Genomic DNA, 13,327 nt, shown 5'->3' on the forward strand with positions numbered 1-13,327 from the left:
CCTTGGCGCTCCCCGACCTGTCGCTGCGACGGCCCGTGGCCACGGCGATGCTCTATGTGGGCATCGCCGTCGTCGGCGTCGTGTCGTTCCTCCGTCTGCCGATCGATCTCCTCCCCGATGTCGCCTTCCCGACGCTGTCCGTGTGGACGACGTACTCGGACGCGGGGCCCGCCGAGGTCGAACGCTGGGTCACGGAACCCATCGAACAGTCGCTGTATTCGGTCCCGGGGGCGCGGGGCATCTCCTCGCGTTCGCGGGAAGGGCAGTCGCTCGTCCAGCTCGAGTTCGCCTGGGGCACGGACATGGAGTTCGCGACCCTCCACACCCGGGAGAACCTCGACAACCTGTCGGAGCGCCTCCCCGATGGGGCGGACCGCCCCACGATCCTGAGATCGGACCCGACCAGCGATCCGATCATGACGCTCGCGGTGAGCGGGGCCGATCTGCGCAACCTGCGCGACCTCTCGGAGGTCGTCTTCAAGCGCCGGCTCGAGCAGCTCGACGGGGTGTCGCTGGCGGGGCTCACGGGCGGGCCCGAGCGCGAGCTGCGGGTCATCGTGGATCCCGAGTACCTCGACGTGCACGAGGTCTCGCTCGGCCAGATATCGGCCGCGCTCGACCAGGCGAACTACAACGCCCCCGGAGGCACGATCCGACGCGGGCGCTTCGAGTACAGCCTGCGCACGCTGGGTCAGTTCCGGGAGGTGGACGAACTCCTCGAAGTGGTGATCCAGCGGCCGCAGCGCCCGACCGGACGTCCGGTGGTCCTCGCGGACGTCGCGACGGTGGTCGATACGATCGCCGATCTGGAGACGATCGCCCGCTTCAACGGGGAGTCGGCGATCGGACTCCAGGTGTTCAAGGAGGCGGGGACGAACACGGTCCGCGTGGCCGACGCGGTGCGCGAGACGCTGGACCAGCTGCGCGAGGAGTTCCCCGAGATCGAGATCGAGGTCGCCTCCAGCCAGGCGGCCTTCATTCGGGACGCGATCTCGAACGTCGTCACCGCCCTCCTGTTCGGCGGCGCTCTCGCCTTCCTCGTGCTCTTCCTATTCCTGCGCGACCCCAGATACCCGCTCGCCATCGGCCTCGCGATCCCGATCTCGGTGATGGCGGCGTTCGCCCTCTGCTACGCGTTCGACGTGAGCCTCAACATCATGTCGCTCGGCGGCCTCGCGCTGGGCGTCGGGCTTCTGGTCGACAACTCGATCGTCGTGCTGGAGAACATCTTCCGGCACCGTGAGGAGTCCGGGGAGGGAGCGCGGAAATCCGCCGCGCGCGGGGCCCGGGAGGTCGCGGCGGCGATCACGGCGTCGACGCTGACCACGATCGCCGTGTTCGGGCCGGTGCTCTACGTGGAAGGGGTGGCGGGCGCCCTGTTCGGCGATCTCTCACTCGCGGTGACCTTCTCGCTCCTCGCCTCGCTGCTCGTCGCCCTGACGCTGCTGCCCGTGCTGGCCGCCCAGGTGGCGCGGCGGCGAGCCGGAGCGAGCGAGGCGCGCTACTGGGGCGACCTGTCGGTCCCGGAGCGGCGGCCCGAAGAGCCGGAGAGCGCGCGGGCGGGCTTCGTGCGCCGGTGCGCCCGCGCGGTCCGAAACGTCACGGCCGCGAGCGGGCGCGGAGTGGGGCGCGGGCTCGCGTACGTCGTGCGTTCGGTGCGGCTGACCATCGTCGACCTCGCGACGGCTGCCGGGAGGGTGTTGGCGTGGCTGTTCGGCCCCTTCCTGCGCGCTTTCGAGCGGGGTTTTCTCCGGTTCGCCGCGCGCTACGAGCGGACCCTCGAGTGGGCCCTCGGGCACCGGCTGGCGATCCTCGCCATCGCCGCGGCCGCCCTCGCCGGCGCGTACCTGATCGCCGGCGCATTACCGCGCGAACTCATGCCGCGCGTGGACGAGCGGCAGTTCTGGGTCGAGATCGACCTTCCCCAGGGGACTCCGATCCGCACGACGGACGAGGCCGCCGGGGACATCGAGCGCCTCCTCCTCGACATGGATGTCGTGTCGGGCGTCTTCACCCGGGTAGGCCGGAGCCGTGGAAGCGAGCTTGCGGCCCGGGACCTGACGGGACTCAACAACGCGGCCCTCGATGTCCAGTTGGCAGGATCCGAGCGGCCCACGCCGGACGTGATCGCCGAGTTGCGGCGGCGGCTGGCGGAGAGCGGCTTCGATCCCGCCTTCGTGTCGATCGAGACGGGTCGAGCGACCTCGCTCGGCCGGGCGCTGGCGATCGGCGAGGCGGATCTCGCGGTCAAGGTGCAGGGCGGGGAGCTGGAGGATCTCGTCCCCGTGGCCGAGGCGATCGAAACGAGGCTCGAGGGGGTGGGGGTGCTCGCGGATGTCCGCCTGGATTTCCTGCGGACCCAGCCGGAACTGGTGATCGAGGTCAACCGCGAGGTCGCGGCGAGGCACCAGATCACGGTGACGTCCGTGGCGCAGGCGATCGAGGACTACCTGCGGGGCTCGGAAACGACCAACGCCTACTCCGTGTTCGCCGACAAGATCGACATTCGGGTCACGATCCCGGAGGCCGCGCGACGGGAACTCGCGAACGTCCTCGCGCTGCGGCTGGAGGGCGTCCCGATCGGTGAGTTGGTCACGGTCCGGCAGGGGTTCGGGCCCGTCGAGATCCGCCGGGAGGACCAGAACCGCACGATCCAGGTGCTGGCCGACGTCGCTGTAGGCGGGCTGCGCGCGGCCGTTCAGGAGGTCGAGGCCGAGATCGCCGACATCCCGCGACCCGCGCTCACCTCGGTGCGGGTGGGCGGGGAGAACGAGGAGATGCAGAACAGCTTCCGGTCGCTCACCTTCGCGTTCGGGCTCGCCCTCGCCCTCGTGTTCCTCATCATGGCCGCGCAGTTCGAGTCGCTCGTCCAGCCGCTCGTCGTCCTCACGGCGGTGCCTCTGGCCGGCATCGGGGCCGTGGCGGCATTGTGGCTCGCGGGCGATGGGCTCAACGCCATGAGCGGGATCGGATTCGTGATCCTCATCGGCATCGTGGTGAACGACGCGATCATCAAGGTCGATTTCATCAACCAGCGGCGACGGGCGGGCCTGCCCAAGCGGGAGGCCATCCTTGAAGCGGGCCGGCTCCGGCTGCGCCCGATCGTGATGACGACGATCACGACGGTCGTGGGCCTTCTGCCGCTCGCCGCCGGTCTAGGGGCCGGGGCCGACCTCCGCGCCCCGCTGGCCGTGGCGGTCATCGGCGGCCTCATCTCCGCAACCTTCCTCACGCTGATCGTGGTCCCCGTCGTCTACTCGCTCATGGTCGAGCCTTCGGTGTCCGTCCAGCCGGAGCCGCAGCCCGGGCCCGGGCCCGGCGGCCGGGCTCCGGTCGCGACCGAACCGAGATCGGGATACCCGTTGGGCGGGCGTCCCGGACCCGCCGCGCCGGGCATGGCCCGGGGGAGTATCGAGCCATGATCGACCTCGCGATCCGGCGGCCCGTGGCCACGGCCGCGATCTACGTCGCGCTGTTCGCGCTCGGCGTGTGGAGCTTCAGCCTCATCCCGGTGGAGGACATGCCGGATGTCGAGTTCCCCCGCCTCACGGTCACCGCCACGTGGGCCGGGGCCTCGCCCGAAGCCCTCGAGGCGTTCGTCACCGCGCCGCTCGAGACCGTCATCCAGCAGGTCGGGGGGGTGGAACGCGTCGTATCGGAGTCCTCCGCCGATCGGCGCGGGACCGGCTCCAGTGCGCGTATCGACGTCGAGTTCGAGCGCGAGACGCGCATGGAGTTCGCCCGGCTCGCCCTCAGCGAGCGGATCAACTCGATCCGGGACGAACTCCCGGAAGGCGTGTTCCCGGACATCTCGCCGTACGTGCCGCAGGAGTTCGCCGAGGAGTCGGAGGAACTCCTCAGCTTCTCGCTCACGGGGCCGTATACCTTCTCGCGGCTCGGGGAGATCGCAGACGAGGAGATCGCGGCCGCGCTCCGGGGGCTGCCCGGCGTGTCGGCGGTACAGGTGCGCGGTGCCGAGCGCCGGGAGATCGCGATCGAACTCGACCGGGGCCGGCTCGAGGCGCTCGGCCTGCGGCCCGAGCTGGTCCGCCTACGGATTCAGGAGCTGTCGACGCCGAGAGCGCCCGGTTCGGTGGAACTGGATGGGCGTCAGCTTGCCATCTCGGTGCGCACGCGGGCGATCGAGGTGTCCGACATCGAGGACATGATCGTCCTCACGCGCCCCGACGGCCCGGTTCGCGTCGGCGATCTGGGCCAGGTCCGCGACCAGACGGAAGACCCGTATTCCTTCTGGCGCATCAACGGCCAGCCAACGATTACGCTGGGGGTCTATCGGCAGTCGGGGACGAACGTGATTCGCGTGGCCGACCGCGTGAAGGCCGAGATGGCCGAACTCGCGGAGACTCTGCCCACCGGCGCGCAGATCGAACTCCGGCGAGACCAGAGCGACACCATTCGCGAGCAGATCACGGACCTCCGGCTCCGCGCCATCGCGGCCGCACTCGTGATCTTCCTCGTGCTCATGCTCTTCCTGCGCTCGCTGGGGGCCGTGCTCGTCGTGTTCGCGACGATCGGGTTCAGCGTGCTCATCGCGGTGAATTTCCTCTATCTGGGCGGATTCTCGCTCAACCTGCTCACGCTGGCGGGACTCGCCTGGGGCTTCGGCCTCGTGGTCGACAACGGCATCGTCGTGCTCGAAAACGTCGAACGGCACCGGCGCGGCGGGGCGTCCCCGGCGAAGGCCGCGAGCCGGGGGGCGCGTCAGGTCGTCCTCCCCGTCATCGCGGCGACGATGACGACCGCGATCGTGCTCGTCCCGTTCCTTTTCCTCCAGGGGGAACTGCGCGTCTACTACCTGCCGCTCTCCTACGCGGTCGGCTTCTCGATCATCGCCAGCCTGTTCGTCGCGTTCACCTTCGTCCCGGCGCTCGCGGCGAGGGTGACCGGAATGGGGGGCGCCCGACGCACCCCGGCGGCCTCCCCGACGGTCGCTCCGGGCTTCGCGGGTGCCGAGCCCTTCTACATCCGGGGATATCGGGCCCTGCTCGGCTTCGGGCTCCGCCACCCCGCCCTCGTGGCGCTGGTGTGCCTCGGGAGCCTCGGCGGGAGCTGGTATCTGTTCGACACGCACGTGAGCAAGGGCACGAGGTGGAGCGGCTTCGGCGGGCAGGACACCTACATCCGGATCATCATCGAGTTCCCGCGCGGCGCCGGACTGGACCGCACGGACGAACTCGCGCGCTCCTTCGAGGCGAAGCTGGCCACCCTGGACGAAGTCGAGCGCTACGACGTGCGGGTTCAGGCGAACTATGCTCTGGTCAATGCGTGGTTCCCGGACGAACTGGAGCTGACCTCCGTGCCGGTGGCCATCAAGGACCAGATGGTGGCCTACAGTTACGGCTTCTCGGGCGTGGACGTGCGCGTATACGGGTTCGGCCCCAGCTTCTATGGCGGCGGGTCCAGCCCGCCCAACTACAGCATCCAGGTCCTCGGCTACAGTTACCTGACGGTCCAGGAGATCGCGGAGGAACTGGCCTCGCGACTCACCCGCTTCTCCCGGATCCGCGATGTGGACCCGAACGCGAGCGGCAGCTGGTTCACTCGTGACAAGGAGTTCGAGTATTTCGTCGAGCCGAACCGGGATGAACTGGCGGCGTACAACATCTCGGTGTCGGAGTTGCTCGACTATGTGGCGGCCAATATTCAGGGCCAGCCGCAGAGGAGTCGAATACGCGTGGGCGGCGAGGAGGTGCAGTTCGCCGTCAAGCTGGATGGCTATCGGGAGTTCGACTTCTTCGACCTCAGCGACCTGCGCGTGCCGGTCGAAGGCGACGAGGAGGTGAGGCTCGCGGGCGTCGCGAACGTCGGGCGCAGGGACGTGATGGCGAGCATCCTGCGCGAGGATCAACAGTACGAGCGCACCGTCGCGTGGGAGTTCCGGGGCCCGCCCAAGCTCGGGGACCTGGTCCGGGACGAGGTCATCAACGCGATGGAACTCCCGCCCGGGTACCGGATCGAGAAGTCCCGCTACGGCGGCTGGACGACGGAGGAGACGACGCAGATGTGGCTCGTGCTCGCGTTCTCGATCCTGCTCATCTACATGGTGACGGCGGGGCTGTTCGAATCGCTCGCGGCCCCCTTCGTGGTGCTCTTCTCGCTCCCGTTCGCCCTCATCGGGGTGTTCCTGATCTTCTTCTATACCGACGCGACGTTCACGGACACCGCGTTCATCGGCACGATCATGATGGGCGGGATCGTCGTGAACAACGCCATCCTCGTGGTCTATCACATCGGGGCTCTCAGGGAACGTCTGCCCACGATGGAGGCGATCGTCCAGGGGACGCTGGAGCGGGTCCGCCCCATCCTCATGACGACGCTGACGACGGTGTTCGGGCTCCTCCCCCTCGTCCTCTTCGCGTCCTCCCAGGACCAGAACATCTGGAACGCCCTCGCGCTCGCCACCATCGGAGGGCTGATCTCGAGTACGTTGTTCGTGCTCGTGGCCATTCCGGTCGCGTATCGTTACATCGTGGCACGCCGGATCTGACGGTGGTCGGGCCCTTACCCGACCGGACGTGCGCGACTACGAAACACGCGAACAAAATCTGATGGGGGTCGAGATGACACGGTCGTGTCGATCGAGGGCGGCCTGGCCGCTCCTCGGGTGTCTTGTGGCTCTGGGTGCTTGCACTGGAGATGCGGAAGTGAGTGAATCGCTGGGGGACCCGGCTTCGGCCGAGCTGAACATGACGGCGCCGGAGACGTTCCGGGCCCGTTTCGAGACCTCGAAGGGGACGTTCGTCGTCGAGGTGCACCGCTCGTGGTCCCCGAACGGGGTGGACCGCTTCCATAACCTCGTCCGGAACGGCTTCTTCCACGACGTGCGCTTCTTCCGCGTCATCGAGGGCTTCATGGCGCAGTTCGGGATCAACGGAGACCCGGAGATCCAGGGTGCCTGGCGCTCGGCGAACATCCTCGACGATCCCGTCGTGATGGGGAACACGCGCGGGCGGGTGAGCTTCGCCATGGCCGGTCCGGACACGCGCAGCACGCAACTCTTCATCAACTTCGGCGATAACTCACGGCTCGACCAAATGGGCTTCTCCGCCATCGGCGAGGTCGTCGAGGGGATGGAGGTCGTCGACGCGCTCCATGCCGGCTACGGTGAGGGGGCGCCGAACGGGAGCGGGCCGAGCCAGGGAAGGATCCAGGAGGAGGGCAACGCCTACCTGGAGGAGGACTTCCCGAACCTCGACCACATCGAGCGGGCGGTGATCGCCAGTGAGAACTAGCGGGCCGCGCCGAGCGAACGCGCCGGAGACGACGCAGGACCGCTGAACGGCTGAGCGGCGAGCGGACCCATGCGCATCGTCATCGTCGGGGCAGGCCATGTCGGATTCCACTTGGCTGAGAAGCTGTCGAAGCAGGGGCAGGACGTGACCGTCGTCGATGCCGATCCCGAGCGGGGGGAGTACCTCCGCGATCGTCTTCGTAGGGCTGTTCGCGGCCGGGGCGTTCGTGCTGGCGCTGCTCGGGCACGATCTGGTGACGGCGATCGGGGCGCCGTCGCAGGCGGCCCTCGTCTTCCTCATGCTGGCGGGGCGGCTCGAGCTGTTCACCGTCCTGCTGCTCTTCCACCCCGACTTGTGGCGGCCCCACGGGACGAGGGGCATCTTGCGGCGCGCATGACCCGGAAGGAGAGGCCGGTCCGTGGAATCGCTGATCCCGTCGTCTGAACAGCCGCCATTGCCGCACGACCGCTTCATCGTCGAGGCCGAGCCCGACGAGGAGGCCGTGCCGCTCGATGTCCTCTTCGTGGGCGGGGGGCCGGCGGGTCTGGCGGGGGCGATCCGGCTCGCCCAGCTGGCGGCGCGCGACCGGGCCGAGAGCGGGCCCCTGGTCGATCTCGAGATCGGGGTGCTCGAGAAGTCGGGCGAACTCGGGGAACACTGCCTCTCCGGGGCGGTCGTGAACCCGGAAGGCTTCCGAACGCTGTTTCCGGACTTCGAGGAATCGGAATTCCCCTTTCGAGGGCCCGTACCCGGCGATCGGGTCCTGCTCCTGACCGAACGCGGAAAGGTCCGGCTGCCCACGCCGCCCACGATGCGGAACCACGGCCATCACGTGGCTTCGATCTGCGAGATCGTCCGCTGGCTGGGAGCGCGGGCGGAGGCGTTGGGGGTCAACGTGTTCACAGGTTTCCCGGCGGACGCGATGCTCATGCGCGGGGGGCGGGTGGTGGGGGTTCGGACGACCCCCGCGGGCCTCGACCGGGAAGGGCATCCGGGCGGCGGGTTCATGCCGGCCACGGACCTGTCGGCCCGCGTCACGGTCCTCGCGGAGGGGACCCGCGGGCCGCTGAGCCAGGCGTGGCTGGAGCGGGAGGGGATCGGGTCCGCCAACCCGCAGATCTTCGCCCTCGGGGTCAAGGAACTGTGGGAGGTGCCGCGGCGGCCCGGTGCCGTGACGCACACCCTCGGCTGGCCGCTCCCGCGCGACGCCTTCGGGGGCAGCTTCATCTATCCCATGGGCGAGAATCTCGTCTCCCTCGGGCTCGTCGTGGGGTTGGATGCGCCCTACGTCGACCTCGACGTGCACGCCCTGCTGCAGCGCTTCAAGCGGCATCCCCTGTTGCGGAAGATCCTCGCGGGCGGCGAGCTGGTGGAGTGGGGAGCGAAGACGATCCCGGAGGGTGGGTATCACGCGATCCCGGACCGGCTGAGCGGCGATGGGCTGCTCATCGCGGGAGATGCCGCGGGTCTGGTCGATGTCGCCTCGCTCAAGGGCATCCAATACGCCATGCGCTCGGGTATCCTCGCGGCGGAGGCGATCGGCCGCGCGCTGGCCGCCGACGATGTGTCGGGCGCCCGGCTGTCCTCCTACGACGCGGCCCTGAGAGAGAGCCTCGTGACGGACGCCGTCTACCGGAACCGGAACCAGCGGCTCGCCTTCAAGTCGGGGTTCTTCGCGGGGGGGGTCCGGGCGGGACTCATGCAGGCGACGGGGGGGACGTTCCCGGGGCGGCGCATCGGGAGCCGCTCCGACGCGGATGAGTCGCGCGCGAAACGGCTGGGGCTCGCGGGAGCGTACGATGGGGCGCACTCGGTGGCGAAGGTCGACGCGGTCTTCCGCTCCGGCAATGCAACGCGCGACGATATCCCCTCACATCTCGTGGTCGGCACTCACGTGTCCCCCGAGATGGCGGATTTCTATGAGAGCCTGTGTCCGGCGGGGGTCTACGAACGGGACGGCGACCGCCTGGTCGTGAACGCTCCGAACTGTATCGACTGCAAGGCGACGGACGTCCTCGGGCCACGCTGGACGCCGCGCGAAGGCGGGAGCGGGCCCGCGTACAAGCGGATGTGAGTGCTTGAGTGCGCGGGTCGGGCCGGGAACGCGCGTCAGCCGCCGGAGGCCGAGTGCACCGCGGGGCTCGCGCGCCGGTCCAGCAGGGAGAAGGCGTCCGCCACCTGGTCGTACCCGGTCCGCATGAGGAACGCGGAGTTCTTGCCGAAGCTCTTGGCGCCGAGGATGAAGAAGCCGGGTTCGGGGCTGCGCAGCGCTTCGGGTCCGAGCGCGTCCGCGGCGAGCAGACAGTCGGCCGGCCCGTCGCCCCGCGCCGCAAGGAGGGCCGCCGAGACGCCCATCGGACCGAGGGAGGCGTAGCAGGTGTGGACCTGGAGTTGCCGGTACAATCGGTCGTCGGGTTCATAGCCGACGCTGGCCACGATGCGGTCGAAGTGGTCGTGGCGCACGGTCCCGGCGACCTCCAGTTCGACGTCGAATCCCTGCCCGGCGCTTCGCGCTACGACGAGGAGCCTGGCCGCGGGGAGCCACGCGCAGCCGGGGGGCGGCCCCGCGGCGACGGCGTTGGCCCGGCGCGTGAGTTCCGCGCGCTCCGGGAGCGGGTCCTCGTCGATCGGCCGCAACGGGACATCCGAGACGCGACGGGAGGCCCAGGTGAACCGCGTGCCCGGGATCGCGCGGGCGAGGGTCGCCAGCGCGACCGCCGTCGTGGCCGCGGAATGGCCGGCTCCGAGGAGCAGCGTCCGCCGCCCCGCGTAGCGATCGCGCTGCGCCCCGAGCGGGTCCGGCAGGTGGTACTCGATCGCCCGTCGCGCGGCGCGCTCACCCCGTGCCGGCGCGCCGCCGGGGCCGGCCCAGCTGGGCTGGCCCCAGGTTCCGGAGCAATCGAAGACGGCCCGCGCGAACACATCGGTGTCGGCGCCGTTCTCGTCCACGAGCAGCCGGAAGGGCCGATCGGCCCGGGCGACGGATCCGAGCGCCTCGCCCTTCAGCCGCTCGGCCCGCGCGACATCCAGGACGCGCGCCCCCTCCCGGATCTCGATGCTCGATCGCACGGCCGCGGCCAGCGGCAGCAGATACCGCGTCCGGAACTCCTCGGCCGTGAGGATCGCCTCCGGCGCCGGCAGCCGAACGCCCCGGCCGCGGAGCAGCCCCAGCCCCGCGGGGCCCGCGTTGAGTTCGAACGGCGAGAAGAGGCGCACCCACCGCCAGGTGTGGACGTGTTGCGCGACGGCCCCGGCCTCGAGCACCACCGCGGAGACGCCGGCCCGCGCGGCCCCGGCCGCGGCCTCGAGGCCCGTCGGCCCCGCGCCGATGATGGCGAGATCCGCTACGCGCACGGGGTCCGGCTCCGATTGCCAGTGGTCCGGAACGTTATCGACCGCTTGGCCTTCCGGTCTTCCATATGGAAACCTACTCTCCTTCGATGAGCGATCGCGAGGACCCGACCCGAAGGGGTGCGCCGGCAGGGGGATACACCCCGGGCCCGATCACCCGGTGGTCGACGCCGGTCACCCGGTGGATCATCACGAATGTCGTCGCGCCCCCCTGCGTGTTCCTTCTCTTCAGCCTGCTCAACCGGACCCGGGTCTACGGTCGCCGACGCCTTCTCCACGCCCGGAATACCCTGATCCTCGCGAACCATCAGTCGATGATGGACTCCTTTCCGATCGCCTACTTCCTCTTCTACCCGGAGAAGGCCTTCAGGCCCCATCTCGCGCCGTGGAACGCCGCCGCGACGGAGAATTTCTTCAAGAGCCCGCTCCTGGCGTGGATATTTCACCAGTTCAAGTGCATCCCCGTGCGGCAGGGCCGGCGCGATCCCAAGGCGCTGCTTCGGTCCGCGCGGGTGCTACGCGAAGGTACGATGATGCTCTTTCCCGAAGGCACCCGGTCGCGCGATGGCAGGGTCGGTCGGGGGCGGCCGGGCGCCGGGATGGTCATCCTTCAGACGGGACCCGCCGTGATTCCCGTCACGATCGACGGCATGGATCGTATCCTGCCCATCGGCACGCGCCTCCCCCGGATCGGGCAGCGGCTGTCCATCTATATCGGGCGGCCGATCGCATACCGGGACCTCGCCGCGCAGGGCCACTCGCGCGAGATCGCGCAGAGGATCGTGGACCGTGTGATGGATCGCATCAGCTTCCAGCGCCGCGTACTCTCGCGGCTGCACCGAACCGGGTAGCACGCGATCGGGGACAGCGTGCGGCCGGATCTGGACATCGCCGCTCGAATCCGGCATAGTTACGAGATGAACATTACACTCTACTACGTTCTCGTGACTCTTATGCTGGGATCGCTCGTGGGTCTCCTCATGGGCGGCGGTTTCGCGTTCGGATGCCGGCTCCGGGAACTGGACCGGCCGGATGGAGACGAACCGCCGGGCTGATCGCGCCGTGCGGCCCCGCGGGCCGCTCCGAGCCGCGACCTTCTTCCCGATCCCGTGATCAGAAGCTATGTTTTCATGCTTCAACTCAAGCCAATCGAGGCCCGGCACCTCCCGTTTCCCGTTCCGGTTCGGGGTATTCCGCGCCTCCCGAGGAAGACATGACCAAGACGTTCCAGGACGACGATGGCCGGCGGTGGAAAGCGTGGCTCGCTTCCCGCGAGGTCTTCTGGCCGGACCCGGACGAGCAGGCCCCGCCGGATAACCAGGAGGCCATCGTCTTCGTCTGTTTTTCGGACCCGTTCCAGACCCAGCGGCGGCTCCGGCTCCCGCAGGGATCGTTCGAACAGTTCAGCCTTGACGACCTCAGGGAACAGTTCAAGAGGGCGAAGCTCGATCCTGCCATCCGCTAGCGGCCCCGTCGCGATTCCCTTGTCGGCGAGCCGCCAACGGGGTTCCTGCCACCGCCGGCCGGACGAGTTCTCGCCGCAGACCAGATGACCGACCTCCTCCGATACCGAAAGGCCTCGTGACAGAATGACCGCCGCCGCCGGAAAAGGGCTAGAAGGCGTCGTCGCCTCGCAGACTTCACTCAGCTTCATCGACGGCCTGAAGGGTGTGCTCGTCTATCGGGGCTACAACATCCATGAACTCGCGCCGAATGCCTCGTTCATCGAGAGCGTGTTCCTGCTCTGGAACGGGCGGCTGCCCACCCGCCCGGAACTCGGTGCGTTCGAGGCGAGGCTGGCCGGGCTGCGAGGATTGGACCCGCGGACCCTCGATGGGCTGGTGTCGCTCCCCGGGGACGCGGTGCCGATGTCGGCGCTACGCACCGGGATCTCGCTCGCGGGCATGTCCGATCCCGACGCCGAGGACAACTCCGCCGAGGCGAACCGCCGGAAAGCGGAGCGGCTCGTGGCTCGGACGCCCACCATCATCGCGGCGATCCACCGCATCCGGCAGGGGAAGGAGCCGCTGGCGCCGGACCCGGCGCTCTCGCTGTCCGCAGACTTCGTACGCATGGCGAACGGGGAACCGGGCACGGACGAGGCGGTCGATGCCCTCGACCGCACGCTGCTCCTCTACCTGGACCACGGGTTCAACGCGTCGACGTTCGCCTGCCGCGTGATCGCGGCGACGCTGGGTGACATGCACTCGGCGGTGACGGGCGGGGTGGGTGCGCTCAAGGGCTCGCTGCACGGCGGCGCCAACGCGAGGGCGATGCACACGCTGCTCGAGATCGGCAGCCTGGACAACGTGGGGCCGTGGCTCGAGAAGGCCTTCGCGGAGAAGCGGAAGATCATGGGCTTCGGGCACCGGGTCTACAGGACGGAGGATCCCCGCGCGACGCACCTGCGCGAGATGTCCCGCGTCCTCACGAACCAGGCGGGGCTCGGGGAGTTCTACGAGATGTCGCGCGAACTCGAGGATCAGATGATCGCGCGGAAGGGCATCAACCCGAACGTGGACTTCTACTGCGCCACGGTGTACTACGCCCTCGGGATTCCGATCGACCTCTACACGCCTCTGTTCGCGATGGGGCGCATGGGCGGCTGGACGGCCCACGTCATGGAGCAGCACGGCGACAACCGGCTCATCCGCCCCCGAGCGGAGTATGTGGGGGAGATGGACCTTACCTGGGTGCCGATAGAGGATCGCTGAGCCGGCACC

At 69.2% G+C, this 13,327-nt stretch carries 10 protein-coding genes; 9 read left to right on the forward strand and 1 reads right to left on the reverse strand.

What is annotated here, in order from left to right; translation table 11 throughout:
- The first annotated feature begins 2 nt into the window (after positions 1 to 2).
- The 5 genes from ACPXY0_RS06245 (at position 3) to ACPXY0_RS06265 (ending at position 9,327) form a co-directional block, all read left to right on the forward strand.
- On the forward strand, positions 3 to 3,422 hold the full coding sequence (locus ACPXY0_RS06245) for an efflux RND transporter permease subunit (RefSeq protein ID WP_423929478.1): 3,420 nt from the start codon (positions 3 to 5) through the stop codon (positions 3,420 to 3,422).
- Entirely contained in the window at positions 3,419 to 6,508 is a 3,090-nt protein-coding gene (locus tag ACPXY0_RS06250) for an efflux RND transporter permease subunit (RefSeq protein WP_423929480.1), read from the forward strand. Before ACPXY0_RS06245 ends, ACPXY0_RS06250 begins: the two co-directional genes overlap by 4 nt.
- Before the next feature lie 157 nt (positions 6,509 to 6,665).
- Positions 6,666 to 7,253: a peptidylprolyl isomerase gene (locus ACPXY0_RS06255; RefSeq protein WP_423929482.1), complete on the forward strand. Its 588-nt coding sequence runs from the start codon at positions 6,666 to 6,668 to the stop codon at positions 7,251 to 7,253.
- 69 nt (positions 7,254 to 7,322) lie between these two features.
- Entirely contained in the window at positions 7,323 to 7,697 is a 375-nt protein-coding gene (locus ACPXY0_RS06260; RefSeq protein WP_423929484.1) for an NAD-binding protein, read from the forward strand.
- The gene (locus tag ACPXY0_RS06265) at positions 7,672 to 9,327 is read left to right on the forward strand and encodes a 4Fe-4S dicluster domain-containing protein (RefSeq protein WP_423929486.1); all 1,656 of its coding nucleotides are present in this window, start codon (positions 7,672 to 7,674) and stop codon (positions 9,325 to 9,327) included. Before ACPXY0_RS06260 ends, ACPXY0_RS06265 begins: the two co-directional genes overlap by 26 nt.
- Positions 9,328 to 9,362: 35 nt before the next feature.
- On the opposite strand, the gene ACPXY0_RS06270 is transcribed toward ACPXY0_RS06265, so the two are convergent.
- Positions 9,363 to 10,607, reverse strand: coding sequence for a flavoprotein (locus ACPXY0_RS06270; RefSeq protein ID WP_423929488.1), 1,245 nt, complete (start codon positions 10,605 to 10,607; stop codon positions 9,363 to 9,365).
- Positions 10,608 to 10,693: 86 nt separating this feature from the next.
- Here ACPXY0_RS06270 and ACPXY0_RS06275 point away from each other — a divergent pair, with 86 nt between their 5' ends.
- The 4 genes from ACPXY0_RS06275 (at position 10,694) to ACPXY0_RS06290 (ending at position 13,318) form a co-directional block, all read left to right on the forward strand.
- On the forward strand, positions 10,694 to 11,455 hold the full coding sequence (locus ACPXY0_RS06275; RefSeq protein ID WP_423929490.1) for a lysophospholipid acyltransferase family protein: 762 nt from the start codon (positions 10,694 to 10,696) through the stop codon (positions 11,453 to 11,455).
- A gap of 66 nt (positions 11,456 to 11,521) precedes the next feature.
- A complete protein-coding gene (locus ACPXY0_RS06280) occupies positions 11,522 to 11,659 on the forward strand; it encodes a hypothetical protein (protein WP_423929492.1) in 138 nt (45 codons plus the stop codon).
- Between the two features lie 158 nt (positions 11,660 to 11,817).
- Complete coding sequence (locus tag ACPXY0_RS06285; protein ID WP_423929494.1) at positions 11,818 to 12,069, forward strand: hypothetical protein; 252 nt, start codon at positions 11,818 to 11,820, stop codon at positions 12,067 to 12,069.
- Between the two features lie 124 nt (positions 12,070 to 12,193).
- A complete protein-coding gene (locus ACPXY0_RS06290; protein WP_423929496.1) occupies positions 12,194 to 13,318 on the forward strand; it encodes a citrate/2-methylcitrate synthase in 1,125 nt (374 codons plus the stop codon).
- Positions 13,319 to 13,327: the final 9 nt, after the last annotated feature.

Origin of the sequence: Candidatus Palauibacter sp. (assembly GCF_965237495.1) — a bacterium.
In the GTDB taxonomy this organism is placed as follows: Bacteria; Gemmatimonadota; Gemmatimonadetes; order Palauibacterales; family Palauibacteraceae; genus Palauibacter.

Excerpts from the sequence above, each read along its gene's own strand:
- ACPXY0_RS06290 (WP_423929496.1), top strand. The coding sequence starts at position 12,194 with ATGACCGCCGCCGCCGGAAAAGGGCTAGAAGGCGTCGTCGCCTCGCAG.
- ACPXY0_RS06280 (WP_423929492.1), top strand. The coding sequence starts at position 11,522 with ATGAACATTACACTCTACTACGTTCTCGTGACTCTTATGCTGGGATCG.
- ACPXY0_RS06250 (WP_423929480.1), top strand. The coding sequence starts at position 3,419 with ATGATCGACCTCGCGATCCGGCGGCCCGTGGCCACGGCCGCGATCTAC.
- ACPXY0_RS06260 (WP_423929484.1), top strand. The coding sequence starts at position 7,323 with ATGCGCATCGTCATCGTCGGGGCAGGCCATGTCGGATTCCACTTGGCT.
- ACPXY0_RS06285 (WP_423929494.1), top strand. The coding sequence starts at position 11,818 with ATGACCAAGACGTTCCAGGACGACGATGGCCGGCGGTGGAAAGCGTGG.
- ACPXY0_RS06275 (WP_423929490.1), top strand. The coding sequence starts at position 10,694 with ATGAGCGATCGCGAGGACCCGACCCGAAGGGGTGCGCCGGCAGGGGGA.